21 protein-coding genes are annotated in these 25,382 nt (G+C 60.7%); 18 read left to right on the plus strand and 3 right to left on the minus strand.

Going from position 1 to position 25,382, the window contains the following annotated elements; genetic code table 11:
• Positions 1–64: 64 nt before the first annotated feature.
• The 18 genes from AMC88_RS31470 to AMC88_RS31555 all read left to right on the plus strand — a co-directional run bounded on the left by AMC88_RS31470 (position 65) and on the right by AMC88_RS31555 (position 22,099).
• Positions 65–2,158 (plus strand): serine/threonine-protein kinase, encoded by a 2,094-nt coding sequence (locus AMC88_RS31470; protein ID WP_037147167.1) that lies wholly within the window; start codon positions 65–67, stop codon positions 2,156–2,158.
• Positions 2,159–2,249: 91 nt separating this feature from the next.
• On the plus strand, positions 2,250–3,413 hold the full coding sequence (tssA, locus tag AMC88_RS31475) for a type VI secretion system protein TssA (RefSeq protein WP_004671464.1): 1,164 nt from the start codon (positions 2,250–2,252) through the stop codon (positions 3,411–3,413).
• Positions 3,410–3,946 carry a type VI secretion system contractile sheath small subunit gene (gene tssB / locus AMC88_RS31480; protein ID WP_004671466.1) on the plus strand — a complete coding sequence of 179 codons (537 nt, stop codon included), beginning with the start codon at positions 3,410–3,412 and terminating at the stop codon, positions 3,944–3,946. The genes tssA and tssB overlap by 4 nt, the downstream gene beginning before the upstream one ends.
• Before the next feature lie 3 nt (positions 3,947–3,949).
• Positions 3,950–5,458, plus strand: a complete 1,509-nt coding sequence (tssC, locus tag AMC88_RS31485; RefSeq protein WP_004671468.1) for a type VI secretion system contractile sheath large subunit — start codon at positions 3,950–3,952, stop codon at positions 5,456–5,458.
• Positions 5,459–5,478: 20 nt separating this feature from the next.
• Positions 5,479–5,928: an Hcp family type VI secretion system effector gene (locus AMC88_RS31490; protein ID WP_004671470.1), complete on the plus strand. Its 450-nt coding sequence runs from the start codon at positions 5,479–5,481 to the stop codon at positions 5,926–5,928.
• Positions 5,915–6,676: a type VI secretion system baseplate subunit TssE gene (gene tssE, locus AMC88_RS31495; protein WP_037113946.1), complete on the plus strand. Its 762-nt coding sequence runs from the start codon at positions 5,915–5,917 to the stop codon at positions 6,674–6,676. Before AMC88_RS31490 ends, tssE begins: the two co-directional genes overlap by 14 nt.
• 1 nt (position 6,677) lies before the next feature.
• Positions 6,678–8,552, plus strand: a complete 1,875-nt coding sequence (gene tssF / locus AMC88_RS31500; protein WP_037147164.1) for a type VI secretion system baseplate subunit TssF — start codon at positions 6,678–6,680, stop codon at positions 8,550–8,552.
• Positions 8,516–9,586 (plus strand): type VI secretion system baseplate subunit TssG, encoded by a 1,071-nt coding sequence (gene tssG / locus AMC88_RS31505; RefSeq protein ID WP_037147160.1) that lies wholly within the window; start codon positions 8,516–8,518, stop codon positions 9,584–9,586. Before tssF ends, tssG begins: the two co-directional genes overlap by 37 nt.
• Positions 9,577–10,851 carry a type VI secretion system-associated FHA domain protein TagH gene (gene tagH, locus AMC88_RS31510; protein WP_037147157.1) on the plus strand — a complete coding sequence of 425 codons (1,275 nt, stop codon included), beginning with the start codon at positions 9,577–9,579 and terminating at the stop codon, positions 10,849–10,851. Before tssG ends, tagH begins: the two co-directional genes overlap by 10 nt.
• Positions 10,851–11,312: a type VI secretion system lipoprotein TssJ gene (gene tssJ, locus AMC88_RS31515; RefSeq protein ID WP_004671480.1), complete on the plus strand. Its 462-nt coding sequence runs from the start codon at positions 10,851–10,853 to the stop codon at positions 11,310–11,312. Before tagH ends, tssJ begins: the two co-directional genes overlap by 1 nt.
• Before the next feature lie 17 nt (positions 11,313–11,329).
• A complete protein-coding gene (tssK, locus tag AMC88_RS31520; RefSeq protein ID WP_037147154.1) occupies positions 11,330–12,664 on the plus strand; it encodes a type VI secretion system baseplate subunit TssK in 1,335 nt (444 codons plus the stop codon).
• Positions 12,665–12,668: 4 nt separating this feature from the next.
• Positions 12,669–13,994, plus strand: a complete 1,326-nt coding sequence (gene icmH / locus AMC88_RS31525) for a type IVB secretion system protein IcmH/DotU (protein WP_004671483.1) — start codon at positions 12,669–12,671, stop codon at positions 13,992–13,994.
• Between the two features lies 1 nt (position 13,995).
• Positions 13,996–17,526 carry a type VI secretion system membrane subunit TssM gene (tssM, locus tag AMC88_RS31530; protein WP_064820534.1) on the plus strand — a complete coding sequence of 1,177 codons (3,531 nt, stop codon included), beginning with the start codon at positions 13,996–13,998 and terminating at the stop codon, positions 17,524–17,526.
• The gene (tagF, locus tag AMC88_RS31535; protein WP_051679620.1) at positions 17,508–18,053 is read left to right on the plus strand and encodes a type VI secretion system-associated protein TagF; all 546 of its coding nucleotides are present in this window, start codon (positions 17,508–17,510) and stop codon (positions 18,051–18,053) included. The genes tssM and tagF overlap by 19 nt, the downstream gene beginning before the upstream one ends.
• On the plus strand, positions 18,053–19,159 hold the full coding sequence (locus AMC88_RS31540; RefSeq protein WP_064820536.1) for a DUF2169 family type VI secretion system accessory protein: 1,107 nt from the start codon (positions 18,053–18,055) through the stop codon (positions 19,157–19,159). Before tagF ends, AMC88_RS31540 begins: the two co-directional genes overlap by 1 nt.
• Positions 19,156–20,178 carry a 3-oxoacyl-ACP synthase gene (locus AMC88_RS31545; RefSeq protein ID WP_004678708.1) on the plus strand — a complete coding sequence of 341 codons (1,023 nt, stop codon included), beginning with the start codon at positions 19,156–19,158 and terminating at the stop codon, positions 20,176–20,178. Before AMC88_RS31540 ends, AMC88_RS31545 begins: the two co-directional genes overlap by 4 nt.
• Positions 20,178–21,170 carry a DUF4150 domain-containing protein gene (locus tag AMC88_RS31550; protein WP_064820537.1) on the plus strand — a complete coding sequence of 331 codons (993 nt, stop codon included), beginning with the start codon at positions 20,178–20,180 and terminating at the stop codon, positions 21,168–21,170. Before AMC88_RS31545 ends, AMC88_RS31550 begins: the two co-directional genes overlap by 1 nt.
• Positions 21,170–22,099 (plus strand): beta propeller repeat protein, encoded by a 930-nt coding sequence (locus tag AMC88_RS31555; RefSeq protein WP_064820538.1) that lies wholly within the window; start codon positions 21,170–21,172, stop codon positions 22,097–22,099. Before AMC88_RS31550 ends, AMC88_RS31555 begins: the two co-directional genes overlap by 1 nt.
• Positions 22,100–22,106: 7 nt before the next feature.
• On the opposite strand, the gene AMC88_RS31560 is transcribed toward AMC88_RS31555, so the two are convergent.
• The 3 genes from AMC88_RS31560 to AMC88_RS31570 are packed head-to-tail and all read right to left on the minus strand — an operon-like array spanning position 22,107 to position 25,200.
• Positions 22,107–22,457 carry a hypothetical protein gene (locus AMC88_RS31560; RefSeq protein WP_004678714.1) on the minus strand — a complete coding sequence of 117 codons (351 nt, stop codon included), beginning with the start codon at positions 22,455–22,457 and terminating at the stop codon, positions 22,107–22,109.
• Positions 22,457–22,882, minus strand: coding sequence for a DUF6484 domain-containing protein (locus tag AMC88_RS31565; protein ID WP_004678716.1), 426 nt, complete (start codon positions 22,880–22,882; stop codon positions 22,457–22,459). The genes AMC88_RS31560 and AMC88_RS31565 overlap by 1 nt, the downstream gene beginning before the upstream one ends.
• An 11-nt stretch (positions 22,883–22,893) precedes the next feature.
• Complete coding sequence (locus tag AMC88_RS31570) at positions 22,894–25,200, minus strand: type VI secretion system Vgr family protein (protein WP_037147143.1); 2,307 nt, start codon at positions 25,198–25,200, stop codon at positions 22,894–22,896.
• Positions 25,201–25,382 lie beyond the last annotated feature (182 nt).

The raw sequence follows: 25,382 nt of genomic DNA on the forward strand, positions 1-25,382 counted from the left end.
TCTTGACAAATATTCGAACCGCATGCCTTTGATGAATAGTGACCGCGTGGTTTGGAGTTAGCAGATGATTGACCCATTGCCCGGTGACATCTTTCGCAAGAACCAGGTCCTCAACAATACCTACGAGATCGAGGGTGTGCTTGGCCGCGGCGGGACGGGCGAAGTCTACCGCGCCAGCAACAAGATCACCGGCCGTGTCGTGGCGCTCAAGGCACTCAAGCGGGAGCTGTCCGCCGATGCCGGCTATCTGGAACTGATGAAGCGGGAAGAGGAGATGCGCGGCATCTCGCATGACGCGGTCGTGCGTTATACGGACTGCAGCCAGACAGCCGAGGGTTACGTCTATCTGGTCATGGATTATGTCGCAGGTACGCCGCTCAACGACTATCTCGAGCGCGGCGGGATTTCCTCCAGAGACCTGCTGATCGTGGCCCAAAGAGTGGCCGAGGGCCTGGTTGCGACACACGAACGCAAGATCGTCCACCGGGATCTGTCGCCCGACAACATCATCCTGCGCAGCGGCCGGCCGGAGGAAGCCGTCATCATCGACTTCGGCATCGCCAAGGACAGCAAGACGGGCGCACGCACAATCGTCGGCAAGGAGTTTGCCGGAAAATATGAATATGCCGCGCCCGAACAATTGCATGGGCAGGCGGAGCCGCGATCCGACCTCTATGCCCTCGGCGCCTCCTTGCTTGCGACCTTTCGGGGACAAGTTCCCAACGTCGGAACAAGTCCTGGTGAGGTCGTCCGCTACAAGGAGCGTCGGCTGGACACGACAGGCGTTCCGGAGCCGCTCAAGGCTTTGATCGACGATCTCACCCAACCCGATCCATCGCGACGCCCCCCAACGGCTGCGGCCGTCGTCAAGCAGGTGGAGGAGATGTTACGGACGGATCGCAGCGGCCAGAAGGCAGGTGGGAGTGGCGCCAGTCCGCGTTGGCGGCATTGGCCGGCGATCTTAGCCCTTGCTGTCGCCGCGGCGGTCGCGGGACTGTGGTTTGCCGGCTTCGGTGACGGCCTGTTTGTCAAAAGCCTTCCGGTTCAGGCACCCTACAAACTCAGCGCCGGGCTCGACGGGCAACACCAGGCGAGCTTGTCCGGCTTTGCTCCCGATGCCGAGCAGCAACAGGCGATATTGGCAGGTTTTTCGCGAACAGCCGGATTGCCAGCACCCGCGGGTGCGCTTGCACTTGCGAAGGGGGAACCTTCCGGGCGCTGGGCACAGGACATCGACAGCTTTTTCGCCGCCGCCGACGGGCTGGAGGAGTGGAGGCTCGATGTGTCGGACCGCACCGTCCGCCTGACCGGCCTTGCACCCGACAAGGCGGCACGAGACACTGTCGTCAGCCGGTTCGGCGAGGCGAGCAAGGCCGCCGGCTATCAAGCTCTCGTGCGGATTGCCGCGGGACCGAGAAACCTGACGCCCGATGAGTTGAAATCAACCATCGCACCGTTGGAGACCTGCGGTCCGCTTGTCGTCCAGCCACCGGAAGGGGCAAGCTTTCCTCTTGGGTCGACGGTCGCCATTCGGGGAAACGTCGCGGCGAGCGGCGACGTCGAAGCGCTCCGGCAGGCGCTCACACCACGTCTGGGTGATCGCGATCTGCGATTTGATACGACCGTGCTCAATAATCAGTTGTGTGTCGTTCAGTCATTGTTGCCCGACGTGCCGCAAGGGCCGATGACGATCGTGCTCGGTTATGGCGACAAGTCCGAACCGAACATGTCCGGCATCTACTCCGTCGGCGACAATCCCGTCATCGATGTGCTGGCTCCGGCTACGATCACGAACGGCTACCTCTGGGTCGCGATTGCCGATGTCACCGGCAATCTGTTCAACGTCCTTCCCAACATCAAGCGGCCGGACAACGCGCTTTCCGGTCTCGGGACGGTGTCCAACGGCATGCGCACCATCCGCGTCGCCTACTCCACTGCAGATGGTGCGACCGATCCCGCTAAGCTTTCCTTCGCCGTCGACAATACGTTCGGCAGAAGCCTGATCATCGCGATGCAGACTGACCGCCCTCTGTTCTCTCAGCTTCGCCCCACAACCGAATCCACGAAGTCCTTTGCCGAGGATTTACATGCGGTTATTGCCAGCGGGCAGGTTTCGATCCTGTCGATGACAACCCGACTAATCGATACTCGGAATTAGTGTCGCTCGTCGATAAGTGGTATTAGTACAGAGCGAAAATTTATGATAAGACAGGATCTGGAGAACAGTATTCGGTAAAGCGGGGGATCTGTTGTTCGACTCTGCGCTCTGGTTGAATCCGATAAACGGTGACAACCCGTCCGGCGAAAGCCTACGGAACGACGGACGATTCCACGAGCTCGAACGCCTCGTACAGCCGCAGATCGAAATCAGCCGAGACGAGCGCAACAACCCGGTCGCACGAACGGAAGTGCCGGTCGACTGGTCGACCGTGCTTCGCAAGTCGGAGGAGCTGCGGGCGCAGGGCCGCGATCTCAGGCTGCTGGTGATCGTAACGCGCGCCCTTGCAAATGAACGGGGCTTGGCCGGCCTTGCCGACGGATTGAACCTGATCGGCCAAACCTTCGACATGCACTGGCAGACAATGCATCCGGAGCTTCGCGACGGCCTGCCTCCCCGCGAGGCCGCTCTTCGCCGCATCAATGCACTGATTCAGCTTCAAAATGACAAAGATGGCCTGCTCGCCGATCTGCGCAAGATGACGTTCTTTGCGCCTCGTGGCGCTGGCCCGGTGACGGGACGCGATCTGGAGCGGGGGGCGATTGACGGCCGCACCGTCCTGAACGAAGCGGCGCCGGGTTTGAGTGCGGCTGAGAAGGCTTCGCTCGTCAGCGAACATGAGCAATTGCTCAATCGCGTGCGGTTCGGGTGCGCCGCATTTGCCGAACAGGCCGCTGATGAAGCCGCGGCGCTGGCCGCCGATGCAAGGACTGCCGTCGCAGCACTGGAGGCGGCCGAACGGTCGCTCAATCTGCAGATCGGCGGCGATTTGCGCGTTACCCTGCCAGATCTGAGCCGGTTTCTGCAGCGCGTGGCGGCGACCCTGGAGCGCGCCAAGGTCAGTGCGCAACAGGAGAGTCCGAAAGAAGACACTTCAGGCGGCGAAGCAGCGCCGGTTGCCACCAACGGCGGAGCAGACCAGGGGCCGATCCAGCCGGCGACAGTCTTCCCCTCCCGCCTGAGCTCGCGAGACGAAGTCACGCGCTGCATCGACCTCATCATCGCCTTTTACGACCGCACGGAGCCGTCAAGCCCTATTCCCCATCTGGCCCGCAGGATCAAGCGTATGGTGCCGATGGATTTTCTCGAGCTCATGGAGGACCTCGCTCCTTCCGGGCTGAAAGAATTCCGGCTTCTGGCCGGCGTTTCGGAAAGCAAGAAACCTGCCCCTGGGACAAAAGGTGACCATCCATGAGCGAAACTAAGGCGAAGGTGATCGAACGCAACAGGGCGCCTCGCGTCCAGATCGCCTATGAAGTGGAAACATATGGCAGCCCGACCACGATCGAATTGCCTTTCGTGATGGGGGTGATGGCAGATCTCGCCGGCGCGTCCCAAACGCCGGAGGCACTGAAATCCGTTCGGGACCGGACCTTTGTCGAGACCGACGCCAACCGCTTCGGCCGCTTCATGGAAGCACTGAGCCCGCGCGTGAAGGCGCGGGTCAAGAACACGCTTCCCCAACCGCCCGGCGAAGAGCGGGACGAGGAACTTGCCGTCGACCTGACCTTTACGAGCATGGGCGATTTCGCTCCGGACCGGATTGCCGAACAGGTTCCCCAGCTCGCCGAACTCCTGAGGATGCGCCGCCAACTCGAGGAATTGCTGGGCTTCATGGATGGCCGTGTCGACGCCGAAAAGCGTATCGCCCAGCTTTTGAACAACGAGCCCCTTTTGGCAAAAATCGCCGACCAGGCGATCGATGATGGCAGCAAGTCGGAGGGCTGAAACATGGCCGAACAGGAAAAAACAGCCGCTGTCGACGTCAAGGAAGCCGAAGGCGTCGATCTTCAGGAATTCAGTGATCTTCTTGAAAAGGACTTCAAGGTCAAGAAGGACGACAGCGAGAAGCTGCAGACCCTTGTGCAAAATCTGGCGCTTGCAGCGCGCGCGCGTTCGCAGTCGACGACAATCTCCTCGAATGCGATCAAGTCGATCAAATCCCTGATCTCCGGCATCGACAAGCTTCTGACCGAGCAGGTCAACGAAGTTCTCCATGCGCCCGAAGTGCTGCAACTCGAGGGAACATGGCGCGGTCTGTGGTATCTCGTCAACAATACCGAGACGGATCAGAAGCTGAAGATCCGCGTCATGAATATCTCGAAAGAAGCTCTGGCCGACACGCTCGAAGATTACGAAGGTCAGATGTGGGATCAGAGTCCTATATTCAAGAAAGTCTATACGGACGAATACTCGATGCTTGGCGGCAGCCCGTACGGATGCCTGATCGGTGCCTACGAATTCTCCAACCACCCGAAGGACGTCGCTCTCCTTCGCAACATGTCCGGCATCTGCGCGTCGGCGCACACACCCTTCATTGCCGCCGCTGCCCCGCGACTCTTCCGCATGGAAAGCTGGCAGGAACTGCCAAACCCCCAGGACCTGCAACAGATTGTCTCGTCGCCCGCCTACGCGTCCTGGCAGTCCCTGCGAGAGAGCGAGGATGCGCGTTACATTGGTCTGACGATGCCCCGGGTCCTGGCGCGCCTGCCCTATGGCGCGGAAACCATTCCGGTAAAGGGCTTCGCCTTCGAGGAGGATGTCCAGGGCGATCATCATCGCTACGTGTGGATGAATGCCGCCTTCCCGATGGGCGTCAATATCAATCGAAGCCACAAGCTGTTTGGCTGGGGCACGCAAATTCGCGGCGTCGAGAACGGTGGAGCGGTCGTCAATCTTCCAGTCCACAATTTCCCGACTGACGATGGTACTGTCGCGATGAAATGCCCGACGGAGGTCGCCATCGACGATCGCCGCGAGGCAGAGCTTGCCAAGCTTGGGCTGATGCCGATCCTGCATCGCAAGAACACGGACATCGCAGCCTTCATCGGTGCGCACTCGTTACAGGATGACGAGACGCGCGCCGGGCGCCTGGTCGATCCGGATGCGCAGGCCAATGAGCGCCTGAGCGCAAATCTGCCGTATCTTTTCCCGGTTTCGCGTTTCGCGCATTACCTGAAGGCAATCGCCCGCGACAAGATCGGTTCGTTCAAGGAGCGGTCCGACATGCAGATCTGGCTGACGGAGTGGATCAATCGCTACGTTCTTGCCAACCCTGCCTTTGCCGACGACAAGGCCCGCGCCAAACGGCCGCTGGCTGCCGCCGAGGTTCAGGTCGACAGCGTCGAAGGCCGCCCGGGATGGTACAATGCCCGGTTCTATCTGCGCCCCCATTATCAGTTGGAAGGCATCAATGCGTCACTGCGTCTCGTATCGGAGCTGCCGTCGACGAAGAGCTGAATTCACAAGGGAGGTTATTCATGAAAATTGACGGTTTTCTCAAGGTACCGGATATTACGGGACCGAGCGTTCGCGATGGCCACGAAGACGAGATCGAAATCCACGGCGTGGAGTTTGAAATGGTCGCCCCCTACGATCCCAACTCGCTCTCGCGACGGGGCCGCGTCAGTCTGGGCATGATCAATTTCATCAAGCACTATGACAAATCCTCGCCCTATCTGAAAAAGGCGCTGTTCGACAACACGCTTCTCGGCGAGGTGAAGTTCTCCGCGCGCAGAACGATCGAAGGCGAGACCAGTGATTATCTGGTCGTTACGCTGAAGGACGCTTCAGTCACCCAGTACAATATGAAGCAAAGCGAGGACGAACCCGATCTCATCGAGGAGCGCGTCGGCTTCGCCTACAAGAACATCACCTTCAACTACGACGACAAGGACGAGGTCGAAATGGATGTCTATGTCGGCAAGTGACGGCTGGCGAAAAGAAGTTGGAAGGGAGTCGAGACCGCTTGGCGGGCACCAGCGCGCAACCCGCGAAACGATCCAGCCATCCTTGTGGGATCGCCTGGTCAATGACCTGCCGGGGCTCGGCTCCGAAATCAAAGATCTCCGGCAGATATTGCAAAGCGAGATAGACGCCGAGCGGCTGGACGCGATGGTGGCCGGTGGCGTCGGGCAAATCGAGTCGGCAACGGATCTCAGCATCGAGCAGAAAAAGAACATCCATCGTCTCTTTTCCCTGGAACGTCGTCGCATGGAACTGGACAGTCGCGGCGTGGTCGTTTCGAGCGATGTGCTTCGTGAGGCGGTGCGACGCGACATCGAGGCGCTTTTCAATGTGCAGCGTTTCGAATCCTCGCTCCTTTTGACCGATGCGGAGGCCGAACTGGTGGGCGAGAACCCTCCCTCGCTCGAAGATTTTCCGCAGGTGCGCCGCAGTGTGGTCAACTACGGCGTGCCGCCATTTTCGGGCCGCTCATCGCGTGACTTCGACCGTGAGGAACTCGCCAAGGAAATCACACAAGTGCTTGCGGCATTCGAGCCCCGGCTCAAAGAAGGCGCAACCAAGGTGACCGTCAGTCTTGGCGACAAGTCGATTGGCCTCAGGATTGATATTGACGCGCTTCTCCTGACGACACCGGCCCCGGAACGGCTACGCATCCGCACCATTCTCGATCTCGACAACGGCTCGGCGAGAACCGAGTTGAAGGACACCTGAAATGGATCGGGTCTTCCTTGAATATTATGAGGAGGAACTCACCCATATTCGCGCGCTTGCCGCCGAATTTGCCCATATGCACCCGTCGATCGCGCGCAATCTTTCCCTGGATACCATTCCCTGTCCCGATCCCTTTGTCGAACGGCTCCTTGACGGCGTCGCGTTTCTGGCCGCCCGCACCCGCCAGAAGGTGGATGCAGAAAGCACGCGCTATGTCCGCAGCGTGCTTGAAAACTTCTATCCCGACCTCGTCTCGCCGGCGCCGGCAACGGCCATGGCCTTGCTGAAGCCCGGCCAGCAAGTTCAAACCATGCTTGCCGGGCACCTTTTGAAGCGGGGAACGCGGCTCGTGTCGAGCGTGCGACCTGGAATTTCGACAAGATCAATCTTCACCACCGTCCAGGACGTGACGCTCTGGCCGCTTGCAATCAGTTCCGTGACCTACATTCAGGACCGAAGCGCACTCGCGGCGGCGGGGATCGGCGCCATTGACGGGGTTGCCGGCGCCTCCGGCTTGAGCATCACCCTCAACCGAACCGGCAAAGGCAAACTCGCCGACCTGTCGCTCGATCGCCTGGACTTTTACTTCAGTGAGAAGAGCAAGGCGCCACTGCTCTTCGATACGCTATTTGGCGCCTGCGCTGGCGTTGGCGCCCGCCCGGAGGGGCGCGACAACCCCTTGACGCCGCTGCCCGCCCCCGAAATGGTCGGCATATCTGACGACGAAGCGCTCATGCCTCGTACGCGCGAAACTTTTGAGGGCTACAGGCTTCTGCGCGAATATTTTATCGCCCCCGAGCGGTTTCACTATGCGCGTGTGACGGGGATGCGGCCGGTCGTTCGCCATTGCGGCGAGAGGCTTGAACTGGTTTTCCTGCTTCGTCGTCCCGCTCCGGAACTTGCGGGCCTCACAGCCAAGGATCTGGAGCTTTTCGCAACGCCGATCATCAACCTGTTCGAGCGTTCCTGCAGCGTCATCGAGCTCGATGCGCGGCGGACCCGGCAGGTCCTCCACGCCGATCGGACGCGGCCGCGCGATTTCGAAATCTATCGCGCGGTGCGCGTGGAGGACGCCGATGCCGAAGGCTCCGACGCCGAGATACCGGCTCTTTTCAGTCTCGGTCAGAACCGCACAAACGGTTGGGTCTATTTTACCGAACGTCGCCCACGGCGACCGAGCGAGGACGAGCTTCGTCAGGGACAAACCCGTACATCCTATGTCGGAGACGACGTCTTCATCACGCTCTCACGCCCGGCGCAGTCGAAACCGGGGCGACCGCTCAAGCGGATCGAGGTGACGGCCCTTTGCACGAACCGGGACTTGCCGATACTGGACGACACGCCCTCCCTTACGCTCGAAAGCGGCGATCCTGTCGAGACCGTGCAATTGCTTGGCGCGCTACGCCAACCCTGGCCTGCCATTCCGGCAACGCTTCCGGCCGGCGCTGTCGAAGCCTCAAGGGCCGATGAACTCGCCTGGCGCTTTATCGCACAATTGTCGCTGAACTTTCTCAGCCTGGCGGAGGAAGGACGCGGGGTCGATCCGCTTCACGCCCTGCTCGATCTTTATGCGCAGCGGGGAGATCCGAGCCTTTCGCGACATGTACGCGCCATAGCACGAGTCGAGGCCCGGCCTCTCATCGAGCGCTTGCCGATCGCCGGGCCGATGTGCTTTGCCCGCGGCAGCGACATCACGCTCCATGTCGACCAGTCGGTGCTTGCCGGGCATAGCAGCTTGTTGCTTACGGCGCTGCTCTCGAGGCTCTTCGCACGCTACGCGGCGATAAACGGATTCGTGCGCACACGAGCGCGGATCCTGCAGAAACAGGAGGATGTGCTATGGCCGATAACGCCGGGCAACCGCTTCCTGATCTGAAGAACGAGCTCGTCGGATCTGCCGAGCAGTTCGATTTCTTTGAGCTCCTGCGGCGGCTCGAGAATACCGACAGGCTCTTTGGTCAGGCAGGCCCGCCGCAGCGGGAGCCGGCCCGGCTCGGACAGCACATTCGGCTTGGGTTTGCAGTGCATGACATCGCAAGGCTCGAGCCTTCCACCGAGACAGCGCCCGCCCGGGTAACAGTGGCGACGATCGGCTTGCTCGGTCCGGAAGGCCCGATGCCGCTTTATCTGACGCGCTGGGTGCTGGATCGCCTGTCGCAGCGCTGGTTTGCCGGTGCCGACATGCGCGAGGTCAGCGACACCACGTTCGTCGACTTCGTCAATGTGCTTCAACATCGAATGATCGCACTCTTCTATCGGGCGTGGGCGGATGCGCACCCGGCCGTGCAGATCGAGCGCGCCGAGGGCGGTCGCATTCGTGCCATGGCGGCGGCCATGGCAGGGATCGGCCTGCGAGGCCGGGTTGAGCGTCAGCCGACGGCGATCGACCTGACGAAGCTTGCTCACGCCGCGGCCCTTGCTCATCAGGTCGACGGGCCTGAAAGGCTCACGCAGTTTCTTGGCGATCATTTCAAGGTTCCTTTCAGGCTTCGGGAATTTGTCGGTGTCTGGATGGACATACCGCTGAGGATCCAGTCCCGTCTTGCCCGCGCCCATGCACAGCTTGGCAGAAGCGCCACGATCGGGCCGAGAACATTCCAGCGACAGCAACGAATCGAACTTTCCGTCGGACCATTGACGCTTCGTGATTACGCAGCCTTTCTGCCCGGCAGCGAACGGCGTGCGAAATTGCAAACGGCGATCCGCGATCTGATGGGAAACGGGCTCGATGTGGATGTCAGGCTCGTGCTCAAACGAGACGAGGTGCCCGCAGCCCAGCTGGGAAAAGCGCGGCTCGGGCATATCGCCTGGCTCGCTCCGAAACAGGATCGAGGCGACGCTGCCGATTTGTGCATGCGCACCCTCGTTGGCTTTCGTCATGAGATTGCGGAGGCCACCGCATGGCCTTGATCCTTACCCTCGAACAGTCTCCCAGGCCCCAGGCCGTGCACCAGATGCGGCTCGTCGAGGGCGAGCTCGTTATCGGTCGCAGCGCAGAGGCCGACTGGCAGATCGACGATCCGGACATGTATGTTTCCCGTGCCCATTGCACGATTGCTTGCGTTCACGGTCGATATCAGGTGACGGACACGTCAAGCGGCGGCCTCTTCATAGACGGCTCGCGCGCACCACTTGGAGCGGGAAATTCCGCCCCGTTGCATGACGGCGCCCGGCTGCAGCTCGGCAATTACGTGGTCCGGGTCGAGTTGCAAGGGATGCAGGCAGAGCGTTCGCCTGAACAAACGACCTCGCAGCCGGCGATCGGCTTCGCACGGGATTCTTTCTTCTCGGAACGCAGCGAGCGGGTTGAATCCCCCCGGCGCCCCCCCGGACTGCCTGACCCGTTCGAACACCCCGCTGCGGCGCCATTTGCCGATCCGGATCGACAGGAGCCGAAAAAGAGCGCGCCCCTGTTCGACGACCCGTTCAGCCTGGACCCGCTACCGGCCCAGCGGCAGGACAACCGGGCCTGGGATCTTTTTATGACGGGCACGCCTATAGAGCAGCCGGCGCCGGAGCCCGCCAAAGCACCAATCAACCAGCAACCCAATCCGGAACCACAGCTGGAGCCGAGGCAGCAGAAGACAGCGCCGGTCGAGACCGACCTGCGCGACGCCTTCCTGCGCGGATTGGGCTTCCGTGGCGAGGAATATCCCTCTGCCGATCCCATCGCCCAAATGGAGAATTTTGGCCGGGAATACCGGATGATGCTGGAAGGATTGATCCATCTTCTGCGCAAGCGGGCCGAAGAAAAGGGCGAGGCCCGGATCGCACAGACCGTTGTCGGGGCCTCCGATGTCAACCCTCTCAAATTCATGCCGACCGTCGACGATGTGATCGCGATGTTCCTCACGCAACGCAATGTCGGATTCTTACCGCCCGATGCAGCGATCAACGGCTCCATCCGCGATCTCGCGCACCATCACGTGCGCACGTGGCGTGGTGTCCAGGCCGCGCTGGAAAGGATGGTCAACCGCTTCGATCCGGCGGCGCTGGAAAGCGAATTAAAGTCTCAATCGGCCTGGGACGCGCTGCTTGCCGGCGGGCGACGGGCAAAACTCTGGGAACTTTACGAGAAACGCTATCGCGAAATTGCCAGGAGTGCATCAACGCGCTTCCTCGGCGAAATCGGCAGCGATTTCCGGGACGGCTACGAAGAGAGGGAGAAAGAATGATGCTTCAACGACGTGTTTTTTTGATGATGCTCGGCGTGACAGGCTTGATTTCCGGCTGCGTGGGCGGTCCGCCAAAATCCTCGACGGTGACCGTCAAGGCGACGGGACAGGCGGGAATGAATCTTGCCGCTGATGGCGGAGATCGCCCGGTGACCGTGCTCGTCCTCAGGCTCAAGGATGTCGGAAAGTTCAATTCTGCCGATATTTTCGCCCTCCAGTCCGACCCTGCTTCCGCACTCGGGGCAGACCTTATCGGCTCCGACCAATTAACGGTCTCTCCCGGCGGATCGGCGACCAAGACGGTGGCGTTCCCGCCGGAAGCAACGTTCCTCGGGGTGGTCGCCTTTTTCAGGACGCCGGGCGGCCGTGTCTGGCGACAGGCGGTCCCGATCAAGCCGGAATCGACGGTGACGGCGAATGTAGCATTGAGTAGCGGCGGCATGGCGCTCGCGCTCGCCTGAAGGGAGGGCGTTCCAGCATGACGGATACGAATAAGGTGCTCTGGTCCGAGGGTCTCTTCCTTCGGACGCAGCATTTTCAGCAGCAAGACCGGTATACCGAGGCCCTGATACGCGGCGCGCTGCAGGCGGGAAGGTTGCAGACCTTCGGCTTTAGATCCCTCACGCTGGATGCCGCACAGCTTGAAGCAGGCCGCGTTGCCGTCTTGTCGGCGCGCGGCATTTTTCCGGACGGCACGCCGTTTTCCATTCCCGAAACGATGGACGCGCCGGTCCCATTGACCGTCACCCGCGAAATGGGGGCGGGGCCGGTGCAGCTTGCCCTGCCGCTTGAACCCCCAGGCGGCGCTTGCTTCGATGCCGCTCATAGCGAGCCGACCGGAGCGCGCTATAAGGGACAGATCGAACGCGTGCGTGACGCCGTGCACGGTGGCGCCGATCCCGAAGAGATCGAGATCGCCCGTCCTCAAGCCCTGCTCCTGTCGCCAGTGCAGACGACCGGCGGCTATACCGCGATGCCGGTAGCGCAGGTCAACGGGCTGCTGGCCGACGGCGGCGTCGCGATGGGGGAAAACTTTCTGCCACCAGCCCTGACGACCGGCGCCGTGGCCTTCTACGGCCAGTTGATGCAGGAGGTGATAACCGGGCTCGACCGCATTGCCGAAGCACATGGCAAGATGGTTCTTGGTGGCGCCGGCCGCAGCGTGGAAAATCTGCTGGTCCTCGATCTTGCCAACACGGCGCGTCCGCGGCTGGCCCATATGTTTCCCCAGGAGGTTTTTCATCCGGCTGAACTCTTTCTCGAACTGAGTGGACTTGCGGGGCGAATGGCGACCTACGGCTCCGGCTCCCGTCGGCTGACCGAGCTTCCGACCTATGAGCACATGGCGCCGGGACCTGCCTTTGCGGCGCTCGCCGATACATTGCGTTCGCTGCTGCTCAGCCTGCGTTATGTCGAGCCGAAGTCGCGGGCACTTCCGGTGCTCAAACATGCGACCAATATCTGGAAGGTTCGTGTCGACAATCCCGAATTGCTGACCGCCAGTCGCATTGTCGTGCGGGTCGGATGCGACATGTCCGAGGACGCGCTGCGCAAAATCTTCGTCGATCAGGTGACGGTGGGTGCAGCCGACGAATTTGAGGCCCTGTGGAAGTCACGACTGCCGGGCATCCGTTTAAAGCCGCTCCACTCGCAGCCTCGCGAGATCCCCTATGACGGTGACCGTCTCTGCCTTGAGCTCGATCAACGCAGCGAGCACTGGGAATCCCTTCTGCGCTCGCCGGGCTTCGTCATCGGCGTGTCCGGCGTGTTGCCCAGCGAACCGCAGGTCGACTGCTATTCGGTTAACAGGTAGCGCCATGGCAAGTGAGGATCCATTCGGTCTTTCGGGCGATAAGGGTCGTACACGCATCCGCCCCCCGCCCTCGGCGAGCGCAAGACAGCTCCCTGCTGGGGGAATTCTGGCAAGAGGGGCACGGTCTCATCCGAACAGACTGATCAGTGCCTTCGCAAAGTTGCTCGAATTCGCACCGGAACTCGAAAGTGCATTGCCACCGAGCAATCCGGACGTGCTGCGAACGAGACTGATGGAAGAGCTTGTTTCAGCGCGCGACGCCGCGGTGGCGTCGGGGTCGGCCCTCGCGCGGGCGGACTCGGCTGCCTGGGCTGTTGCCTCGCTACTCGACGATCTGGCGCTGAACACGCCCTGGGGTGGGGCAAGCGCGTGGCCGCGCCAGCCGCTGGTCGTCATGCTCCGCGGCGACGTCGACGCCGGAGCGCAGTTTTTTGCCAGACTGGAAGAATTGGAACGCCATCCAGGTCGTGATCAGGAACTCCTGGAGCTTTATTATTTCTGTCTGGCGCTTGGTTTTCGCGGCAAGTACCGTGTGCCTGGCCGTGCGGGCGACCGCTCGATCAGCGCCGTCCGCGCCGCCGCGGCTCGTTTCCTGCGTGACGCCGATGCAGAGGCTGCGCCGCTCTCGCCGAGATGGGAGGGCGTTGCGGCGCCTGACGAGCCATCCAGATTTGCCGTGCCGATCTGGGTCCTTGCCGTCGTTGCTGCAGCGCTGTCGACTGCAATCTACATGTTGTTGTCGATGCGCCTCGATACCAAGGCCGAGGAACTCGCAACGCTGGTGCGGGCACTGCCGCCGCCTGAACGGGCGGAAATATATCGTCCCGAGAAGCGGACGCCGCCGCCGAACGCACCCCCCGTAGAGCCCGTTATCATCCAATTGCTGCCGGAATTCCGCGCCGCAGCCCCCGCTTCCCTGCTGCCGGCCCTGAAGGGAAATGAAAACGCCTCTTCCGTCACGCTTCTTTTGCAGTCAAGCACGCCGGAGCTTTTCCAGTCCGCCAGACCCGAATTGACGAAGGGCTTTGAACCCCTCGTCGCCTCCATCGCAACGGTTCTCAAGCAGAATGCGGAGCTGATCGGCGGCATCACCATTACCGGGCACACTGACAACGTCCCGCTGCAAGCGAGCAATCCGCTGTCCAACAACCAGCGCCTCTCCGAAGCCCGGGCTGCAACGATCGCCTCATTGCTGGCAGCCTCCGGCGTGCCGGCCGGACAGTTAAAATCGCAAGGCCGCGCGGCGACAGAGCCGCTTGCCGGAAACGATAGCCGCGAGGGCCGGGCCGCCAACCGCCGCATCGAAATTCTTATTCAAAAGAGGCTCTGAGATGGCGATCTTCCGGTTCCTCTGGGCTTTCCTCACCTCTCGCTGGCTGTGGACCTTCATCGGGCTCATTTTGCTGTCCCTCATCATCTGGATCTTCGGTCCGATCGTCAGCGTCGGAGATAGCGCGCCGTTTGCTTCCGAAATCGTGCGACTGGTCATCATCGGCCTTTTATTCCTCGTGTTCATAGTCTGGTGGGTTGCGGCGCGGCGGCGCGCGGTGCGCGCCAACCGCCTGTTCGTTTCCGAGATTGCCCCGCAGCCCGAGGCGCCGCCAAGTCCGGCTGAAGAGGGCGTTGCCGCCGTCGGAGTGAAGTTCCGCGAGGTCATGGCGGATCTCAAGCGCCGGAAGGTCGGCGGCCGAAAGTTTCTCCGCGAGATGCCCTGGTATGTCATTATCGGGCCCCCTGCGACGGGCAAGACAACAGCCCTGCGTCAATCCGGATTAAACTTTCCAATCGATCTCACCGACGATCTCCATGGTGTTGGCGGCACGCGCAATTGCGATTGGTTCTTCACCGAGGAGGCGGTGCTGATCGATACCGCCGGCCGCTACGTTCAGCAGGAGAGCCAGCCGGAGGTCGATGCAGCGGAATGGCTAGGCTTCCTCGATCTCTTGAAAAAGCACAGAGGCCGTCGTGCGCTAAATGGCGTCATCGTGGCGCTCGGCATAGACACGCTCTCCGAGGACGATGCGGCGATCCGGATGCATGGAAGGCAGATCCGCAAACGCTTGGCCGAGCTTCAGGAACGCATCGGTATTCGCTTGCCCGTCTATCTCATGCTGACGAAAGCCGACCTGATAAAGGGCTTCGAAAGCTTCTTCGGTGCGCTCTCGACAGCCGATCGTGAACAGGTGTGGGGTGTAACCTTCCCGCCGGGCGCGCGCATCGACGGCACCGAAGTCACCGGGGAATTCTCCGCCTTGGCGGGCGTGCTCGAACGACGTCTCATTCCGCGCCTGGAAGGTGAAGAGAATCTGGCCGCCCGGGCCGAAATTTTTCGTTTCCCAGCCCAGGTCGAAAGCCTGTCAGAACCTGTTCGTGTGCTGATCGAGACCGTCTTCGGCGAAAGCAAATATTCGGAGAGCGCCTGGTTGCGGGGTATCTATCTCACCTCCGCCACTCAGGAAGGCACGGCAATAGACCGGCTGACAGCAGCATTGGCATCATCCTTCGGCCTGCCTGCCCAACCCGCCGCACCAATGCTGCGGGCCGAAAAGCGCAGCTTCTTTCTCAAAGACCTGCTGACGAAGGTCATTTTCAAGGAGGCTGGCCTCGGCACCTTCGATCCGGCGGCCGAGGATCGGCGTATCTGGATATGGCGCGGCGCCGCCGTGGCAGCAACGGCATTCGTGGTCATTGCCAGTCTGTTGTTCACGATATCCTATCGGAAGAACGATGCCGCCCTGGCGGCGCAGGCCGAGCAGCTCGAAGCCCTGCAGCTTCCCCTGACCCCGGTTGCGGCACGCCAAGCGCCGGTCGACCCTCTTGATCTCGATTTGGCGCTCGAAGCCGTCACGGACGTGGCAAATGCACGGACCGACCAGCCAGGCGGAATAGCTGCCTTGATAGGTCCTTCGGCCGAAACCGAAATTGGCCAGGCGCAGTCGGACGCCTATAACCGCACCCTGCGCAATATATTGGAACCTCGCATGGTCGCCCTGCTCGAGGCGACGATGTGGCGGCAGATCCGCGATCCAGAGTTCCAGTTGGGCGCGCTGAAAACCTATCGCATGATGACCGGCCTGTCGCCGATGGACCCGGACTTCGCCAAACAATGGTGGACGGAGAAATTGCCCGAATCGGCCCCCGTGCCGCCTTTCAAGACCGAGATGGCAGCGGATCATCAGCTTGCAGCGATCGATAATATGGCCACGGAACAGACTTTCGTCGCTCCTGACGAAGCGCTGGTGGGTGAAGCGCTCCGCACGATTTGCTCAATCCCGCTGCCGGTGCGCGCCTATAGCGCATTGCTCTCCGATCCGGAGGTCGCGGCTCTGAAGGAATGGGTCCCGGCGGACCATGTCGGCCCCAACGGCCTGAAGGTTCTGGCGCGACGCTCCGACAAGACGCTGAGGGTCGGTATCAGCGGTGCCTTCACCTATGACGGATTTCATAATGTGATCCTGACCCGGCTTGAAGATGTTGCAACGCAGGCCGCGCTGGACCGCTCAGTCTTTGCCGGCGGGTGTTCGGAGAGCGCCAGCCCCTCGGTCGCCGCTCTCTCGCAGGATATCCTCAAGCTCTACTACGACGACTATATCGCCAAGTGGGACAGCTTCATGCGTGACATCAGGCTTGCACCACTGGCCGACCTGCAAACCGCCAGCGAAAACCTTAAGGATCTCTCCAGCGCCGATTCCTCGATGAAGCGTCTGCTGACCGCCATCGTAAGGGAGACGGAACTGACCCGTCCCGATGACGACGGCGGCGGCCAGGCACCTCCGCCGGGAGCATCCAAGCTGTTGTCCAAGCTCGGCAAGATAGGCAAACTCGCCGCCAAGGGCGTGAAGATGATGCCTGCAGCCGGCTCCAAGTCGGACGTCGATCTTTCTGGCGCGCTGGTCGCGGAGCATTTCAAACCCATCAAGGCTGCTATTGTCGAGGTCGATGGCCAGCCTCCCGCACTCAATGATGCCGTCGCAGCCTTGACCGCGCTGTCGAACATGCTTCAGACCGTGTCGGCAAGCCCGGATGCGCAGGACGCGATGAAAAGACAGGGCGGACTGGCCGAGCTGACCGGCGCAGTGGCAAAACAAGCCGTGACCCTTCCCGATCCGCTGGACGACTGGCTGGCCGGACTGGCCGGCAATACGAGCGCTCTGGCAACAGGAGCGGTCACTTCAGAGCTCAATGCCATCTGGCGTGCCGACGTGCTTCCCTTCTGCCAGGCGGCGCTCACCAACCGCTATCCGTTCGTCCCCGACAGCGCAATCGACGTCAATGTCGTCGATTTTCAGCGCGTCTTTGGTCCCGGCGGCCTGATCGACAGTTTCATCAATAATAATCTGGTCAACTACATCGACACGACCAGCCATCCCTGGAAATGGCGCTCCGACATCAAGCTCGATCCCGGGCCTCTGGCGGCGCTGGAGCAGGCGCGGCTGATCCGCGACAGTCTCTTTCCGGGGGGCGCCGGGCCAATCCTGACCTTCACGCTCGAGCCGAAAGATCTCTCGCCGACAGTCAGCCGCGTGACCTTGAATGTCGACGGTCAGAGTCTCTCCTACTTCAACAACCCGACGCGCCCGCAGCCAATGACCTGGCCCGGCAAGGATGGCACCGGTGTGATCACCCTCGCCTTCCAGCCCCTCGACGGTTCGCCGGAAGTGATGGTCAGCGAGACTGGAAGCTGGGCATTTCTGCGGATGCTGCGTGCCGGTCGGCTGAGCGGGACCAATCTTGCCGAACTTTACAAGCTGCGCCTTGCTGCCCAAGGGTATTACGCCGATTTCGAGCTTCGCGCGGCAAGTGTCGCCAATCCCTTCGACTTGAAGATGTTTGCGAGGTTCTCGTGCCCGACGCAGCTTTGATCCTGCCTGGATTTTTCGGAAAGCTCCCGGCGATGGGCGATTTCGTCACCCGCCGCCTGCCGGCCTCCTTCGTCGGTCGATGGGACCGCTGGATCAGCCGCCATCTGGTTCACCGGTTTTCGCAAGGGCCGATGGAGAACGCTCCGGTCCTGCGCTTTCTGCTCGGCGGAGAGACATTCGGCGCGATGACCGGCGTGATCCTGGCCAGCGCCGATCGTGCGGGCCGGCGGTTTCCGCTGACCATCGCCGCGGCGCCCTTGCTTGCCGCCGCGAACATAGCGAGCGGAGCAGCCGATTGGTTCGGTCAGTTGGAGGCGACAGGGAAATCGGCAAGAGACAGCAAGATGGACGGGGACAGGCTTGCAACCTGCCTTGCGGCATTGCCTTTTCCGCCGATCAAGGTGTCGGACGAGCTGGTCCGGGGCATGATATTCTGGACGCGGGGTCGCGAGGCGGTGAAGGTCGATGCCGATGCGCCTGAAACAATGCTCGCCCCCTTTTTCCCCGGCGCCGAGGGTGACGCCTGATGCAGATCTGGAACCAAACCGGCTATCCGACCGAATTCACGATGGGCATGGACAAGGCCGGCCATGAGTACATCGTCGTCGTCGTTAAGGGGACCTTTGACTTCCCCGAGGCACCCGGTGGCCTCGTGCGGAAATCATCCATTCAGATGCCGCTGGTCATGGCCGACACACATACGGGTGACCCGGGCTATTCGGCTACACTTTGGGAAACGGATTTTGCATTCCGGAAGCCCCGTTGCGACGTCATCGCCAACGGATGCGCTTATGCTCCGGGCGGCCGACCAACCGAACGCGTCACAGTTGGAATAAAGCTAGGGAACTGGTCGAAGGTATTCGACGTCCTCGGTCATCGGGAGTGGCGGGCGCTAGGACCGGTTTTTTCTGCCTCCGCCCCGCAGCCCTTCCTGCGGCAGCCCTTTTCTTATGACAGTGCATGGGGTGGTACTGACCGCCTCGACCCGGATGACGATCTGCCCGCTAGTTACCGGCAAAATCCCTGCGGGACCGGTTGGGCGCGCACACGCAATCAACGTCTCATTCCCGGCCTGCGGCTGCCCAATACGCAGGCCACCGGCGAGGAGATCCGGTCGCCCTTCGGCGATTACCGCCCGATGAGCTTTGGCCCCTACGGCCGGGCCTGGCCCGGCAGGATCGAATTCGCTGGCACCTACGACCAGAATTGGATCGACAACATCTTTCCATTCCTGCCGCCCGATTTCGACGAGCGTTATTTCCAGATGGCGCCCGCCGACCAACAGGTCGATTTTCCGAAAGGCGGTGAGGATGTGGTCATCGTCAACCTCACCCCGTCAGGGCGCGAAAGTTTTCGGCTGCCGCCCGCCAGCCTACCGATCACCCTGTTCAACGGTAATGAAAAACCCCTTGAGAGCGCGGCATTGCCCGATACCGTCTTGTTCGACCTGGAAAATCGGCGCTTTTCTTTGGTCTGGCGGGTCTCGCAGCGCATCCACCGAACGATCCTCGATTTCAGCGAGTGCTGGATTGGCCCGCCGACAAGGGGCATGCTCAGAGCAAGGGCTGCTGGCAAGCGCTACATTCGTCTCATTGATCCGTCTGGTCGCGAAGCGGAGGCCGATGCCGCATGAGCGCCATGCTCGATATTGTGTCAATCGGCATGGTGACCGCAGTCGGTCTTGATGCACCATCATCCTGTGCCGCGATGCGAGCACGACTGGACGGATTTCAGGAGACACAGTTTGTTGGCCCGGGTGGAGAGTGGCTAATCGGCGCGCCGGTACCGATGCCACGAAACTGGATCGGGGAAAAGCGCCTTGCGCATATGGCTGCGGCAGCAATTTGCGAAGCGTTCGATGAGGTTCCCGAAGCGCGCGGCAAGACGGCGCTTATCCTCTGCCTTCCAGAGGAGGACCGGCGAGGTCGGCCGCTGCAGGAAGAGGCGTCCCTGTTACGACAAATCAGCCAAATCGCCGAGATTGAATTGAGTTTGCATTCGCACATCGTTTCCCATGGCAGGCCCTCCGGTCATGTCGCGTTGGATCAAGCCCGCAGGCTGCTCGTGCGGGACGCAAGCCCTTTCGTTATGATTGCAGGCGTCGACAGCTATCTGACTTCAGCAGCCCTATCGCACTATCTCGGCGCCGAGCGCATTCTGACCCCCAATAATTCGGATGGCTTCATACCCGGTGAAGCTGCGGCCGCGGTCCTGTGCTCACGTTCTTTCAGCAACAGATTTCAGCTCTTCGGCCTCGGCCTCGCTCGGGAGCCGGCTTTTATTCATAACGGCACGGATCTCCCGTTGCGTGGCGACGGAATGACTGAGGCCTACCGGAAGGCGCTCGATGAGACCGGCATTGCAATGAACCAGATCGGTTATCGGATCGCCGATCTGATCGGAGAAACCTACTGGTTCAAGCAGACGGCATTGGCAAACTTGCGGCTGCTACGGGGGCGACATGACCCACAGGATCTGTGGTCTCCGGCTGAATCCCTTGGCAATATAGGGGCGGCTGTCGTGCCGTTGATGCTGGGAATGGCATGGATGGGCTCGAAGAAGGGTTACGCGCCGGCGGCACCGGTGCTTATCGAGGCATCAAACGACGCTGGCGCGTGCGGCGCCGCGATCTTGGTTCCGCAGGAAAGCTGATGTCCAACGTCTTTGCCAATAATCTCGAAATTTCCGGCAAGGCCGTCAACGCCCAGACGATTGCGGCCTTTCCGGATGTCTGCTTCACGCCACCGCAGACTCCGGCCACCCCCCCTGGGGTGCCGATCCCCTACCCCAGCTTCGGAGTGGCCTCAGACACCGAGAACGGCACCGGTACCGTCAAGATTGGCGGCAAGGAAGTTAACATCAAGAACAAATCCGACGAGAAACGGACCTCCGGCACGGAAGCCGGATGCGCGCCTAAAAAAGGCATCATTACGTCGCAGAACACCGGCAAGAAGTATTTCCATAAGTGGTCGCCCGATGTGAAGTTCGAGGGTGAGCCTGTTATCCGATTCACTGATCTGGCGACACACAACCATGCAAGCCCACAGGGCCAGACGCCTCCCTGGCCTGAAATATGCAAGTTTTCGCCTAACCGGCTAGATTGTGCTACCATCCTGGCAAAGTTCGACGTCCATACCCATAGGGACGCGGATTGCCCTCAAGGATACGAATCCGAACACTTCGTTCAGAATGAATATCTGCAATGGGAGCGCGGCGTCGAGACCGCACCGCAATTTGAGAACTACACAACCAACGGAGCGCCCTGTATCTGCATGGCGTCTTACGCCAAGGGTCCGGGTGGTGGGTTTCGGAGAAAGGGTTCTGGCAGCAAGACAGGGTCGCCGCACAACCTGAAGACAAAGCAGTGCAATGACGCGATCCGCAAGCGCACGAAGACGCCGACGCTGAGCCAGGTCATAGACGACTGCACGAAGGCGGTTGTCGACAACGATCCACGCGCGAAGAACGCCAAGCCAAAGCCGGCGGCACAGAAGAACATCCAGGAATGCCTGAGGGCCTTGTTCATGGAATATCTCGATCGGGCGGTCAAGGAAAAGGACCCGAAAAACTCGGCGGCAAAGACGGCGCAACAGCCTATCGCATGGGACGTAAATCCCGACCCAACAAGGATGTGGGCACGTTGATGACACGCACTCCCGTTCACAAGAAGGTAGTGGACCTGCCGCCGGAAATGCAGTCATTCAATGCGCTGAATGCGTACGAGCTTGATCGCGACCATATCCGTGTTGCCTGTCAGTTATCAGATGTCCATGAAGAAGTCGGAGAGTTGGCAATCCTGCGGGTTTCCATGGTTTCTATGGGGGTGGATCTTGAGGAAGCGTTCGATGAGTTTGCCATGGCATTTCATTCCACCCGCACGCGCGGGGAAATTTTGCTCGAAATCGGCGGCGTCGTGAGACTCCACACGGGTTCAGGGTGGAGAACGGACGTTCTAAAGTCGTCGTTCCTCATTGGAGCATATTCGCTCGACACACATGCCGACTTTGTGTTCGGCGACGACGGCCAGATCTGGCGATTTGACGGTACGTCCACCTGGTCTCAAGACAAGGTCGAAGCGTCAGACCGAATTTTTGATATGAATGGCTTGTCGACGGATCGATTATTCGCCGTTGGCGGAAACGGCCTGATCTTGAAATCTCGAGGTCGAAACTGGGATCCGATAGAGGTCAGGATAGGGACTGATTTCCGTTGCGTCCTAGTTGAGAATGACCGCGTGCTGATTGCTGGGGACCATGGAATTGCCGGCTATCTCAAAGACGATGAATTTGTGCTCTTCGAAACAGGTATCGAAAGCGATATCCTATCGATATGCTCTTTCAAAGGCGATATCTATTTTGCCGACTCCGATTTCGGCGTTCATGTCCTGTCGGCCGATGCATTCGAACCGGTCGCCAACCTCGGTTACACGTATCGCCTCAACGCCAAGGAGTGGCTGACCGCAGCATGCGGTGAGTATATTTTTCAGTTTGACGGAACAAATTGGCGCGGAATTGAGCTTTCCTACAATGGCGGCTACAAAGCCGGGCCATTCGACACGACGTTTATAAAATGACCCAACATTACCGCTCACCAACGCGGAGATTCTGAGCCAGATAAGCCCGGACCCTGTCAAGTTGCAATTCGAAGATGGGTATTGGATTACTCGTCGACAGCATCCGCAGAACAAATAACTCCCCCGCTTCCGGAAACTCATCGTATCGCTCCTGTGCTATCTTGCGCCCCTCCTCACCGGCGACCCGCAATCCGTCCAGGTGCGCTTCAAGCCGTGCCACGAGCCGGGCAATACGGACTTCGTCCATGTCGGGATTTTCGTCCGGGTGAAGCAAATGGTAGTCGTAGACAGTCCATAAGAACGCCGCCATTTCGGCGTGTTGACGGACGATCTCACGAAGGACGGGCGCGGCGGGCATCAGTTGAGGTTCACCGATCCACCACGGACGCGATTGGCTGCGCTAGCGTGGCTCGTCACATAAGTGCCACGGATGGTGATGTGCCCATCCTTTTCCATGATGATCGTCGCTTTGCCGCAACGAAGCTCGATCCGCTCTCCGGCTGTGATCTGGACACGCTCGCCGTCACGAACGACATTCGGCGTCGGCGCCCCGCGCGCCGGATCGACGATGCGCCCTACGATCAGCGGCCGAGACGGGTCCCCGCCCTCGAAGAGTAACGCTACCTCAGCCCCGACCATGGCAGACGTGAGCTCTGCCAAGCTTTTCGCACGGAGCGCTGTCTCCTCGGGATTGCCGGGAAACACGACCAATGGCACGCCTGCATCGAAACCCAGCAACAGCCCGATGACTACTCCCTCAATCCGCTCCAGAATGTCGGACATATGACCCATCCTCAATTATGATTGATCTTGCTGCCCTTCCATGTGACCTCTCCCGAGGCCTTGCCATTGAATTTACCCGAGGCGTTGATCGAAATGTCCTTGCCTTCGATCGAGATCGTGCCGTCCTTCTTCATCGCGATGCTTGCCGACCCGCACTTGATGACGACCGAGTCCCCCGCTTCGATCAGCAGGTCCTGACCGATCTTGATCGCTCCGTCTTCGCCCACCTCGACAAGACTGCCCTTGGCGACTTTCACCGCCCTGCTTGCGCCGATCTCCGTCGAATCGTCATCGCCGATCTTGGCGCTACGCGCCTTGCCGATGCTGCTCGTCTGCCCACCGGCGATCGACACGCTCTGGTCGGAACCGATATTCCAGCTGTCGGAGGAGCCCACTTCGTGGCTCTGGCCGGCACCGACGCTGACAGAACGGGACGCGCCGATCGTGTTTGATTGCGTCGCGCCGACCGATCGTGTCTCCGGCCCGCCGACGGTATCGACGCGTGCCGCGCCAACCGTCACCGTCTGGACGATTGCGACGGTCTGGGTATGACTGGCACCGATGGTTTCCGTCGAGTTTGAGCCGATACTGATCGTCTCGTTGGAACCGACTGTAAGAGAGCGATTGGATCCCACCGTCTCGGTGTCGTTCGATCCGATATTGACGGTGCGGTCGACACCCACCTTGGTCGTCTTGTTGTTGCCGACATCCTCGTCGAGGTTCACGCCGACTGAGTGCTTGGCGTTGTTGTCGATGCGATCCGACTGGTCGTGTTGGACGAGCTTGCTGCGATCGTGTTTGACCAGGAGGTTGTGGTCCTTCTGCGCCTGTAAATAGACCTCCTCCGAACCGGCTTTGTCTTCGAAACGCAATTCGTTCCAGCCACCGCCCCCCGGCGACGAATTCGTCTTCAATCCGGATTGCGTGGCGTTTCCCGGCAACTCGTAGGGCGGCATTTCCTTGCCGTTATAGACCCTGCCGGTGATGATGGGTCGATCAGGATCCCCTTCGAGAAAGTCGACAATCACTTCCTGGCCGATCCGCGGAATCTGAATGAAGCCCCAGCCAGCGCCGCTCCAGGTCTGCGACACGCGCACGAAACAGGAGCTGTTCTGATCCTTCTTGCCGAGGCGATCCCAGTGGAACTGCACTTTCACGCGGGCATATTTGTCGGTGAAAATTTCCTCGCCCGCGGGACCGACCACGGTCGCGGTCTGGGGCCCGCGCATGACCGGCCTTATCGTGTTGCGAGGCGGCCGATAGGTGATGGAGGTTGGAGCGACCTGGAATGTGGCTCGAAAGGTTTCTTCCCCTGCATAGGCGGCAGGTCGGTACCCCGGATCGAAGAGGCGATAGTCGGCGTGCAGCACAACGTATTCCGCGTTCTGGTCCTTGCGCGGGAAATTCTCGAGTTTGAAAGTGCAACCGGAAGCCAGACCCCGCACCGTGCCGGCAGCGGCGATCCGTTGATGTGCCGCCTGAATTTCCTCCCGCCGCACGACGGCAACCGCATCGCCCCGGCCGACCGTCAGATGCGCGCCCGGATGGCGATAATGTTCTCCCTGGGCCTCTGCGTGAGAGAACGGTTGCGCCGATTGCGCCATGAGGTCGGCGCCCGGCTTGGTGAAGTCGTAGTCCGTGTGGGCAAAAGTGCCGGGCTGGACGGAACTGGTCGAAACCCAGTCCGTCATGTATTCCTCATCCCGACGCACGGGATCGCCCTCGGCCCGGAACTTGACGCTGCTATAGCCTGGCACCGGCTTCAGCTTGTTCATGGCGTCGGCCAGGACGAGGGTGTGTTCGCCCTCGCCATACTCGAAGAAATACATGATGCCTTCGTGCTCGAGCAGCCTCTGCACGAAGTCAAGGTCGGTCTCGTCATATTGCACGCAGTATTCCCGCGCTTCGTAGGTACCCTGCAACCGCTTTTCGTATTTTGCCGCCTTGTATTTCGAGAAGATCTTCTCGACGATTTCGACGACGCTCATATTCTGGAAGATACGGCAATCGGTGCTGTTGCCGAGCAGCCAAAGCCAGGGTCGCACCTCCGCCTCGTAGTAGGCAAACCTCTCCTCGATGCGCGTCAGGCGAAAATCGGTGACGAGCCCGCTGAACCAGCGTTTCTTGTCTCCGCTTTCTCCTTCTATCGACAGGGGTTTTCCGAGCAGCTTCAGTGCGTCGACATTCTCATCGGAACTGATGAAGCCGACGGTGAAGGCAAAACACCGGCTGACCTCATCGCGACCGATGAGATGCGTGAAGGTCAGCGCTTCGGATCCAAGCGGCGTCTGGACGGTTGTCTTGCGATCATCAGCCATGCGGAGAATGCCCCTGTCCCGTGACGCCGGCGATCCCGATGAAGAAGCCTAGCACAAAGGCCCGTCGCCCCGGAAGGGACATCGACACTGCAGCAATCCGATGCCTGTCGCCTGGCTGCCCGCTAGACCGCCCGACACGCCCGAAAGGAGGCACTCGGCCCGATCCGCGCAATCGGAGCAGT

Origin of the sequence: Rhizobium phaseoli (assembly GCF_001664385.1) — a bacterium.
GTDB classification, from domain to species: domain Bacteria; phylum Pseudomonadota; class Alphaproteobacteria; order Rhizobiales; family Rhizobiaceae; genus Rhizobium; species Rhizobium phaseoli.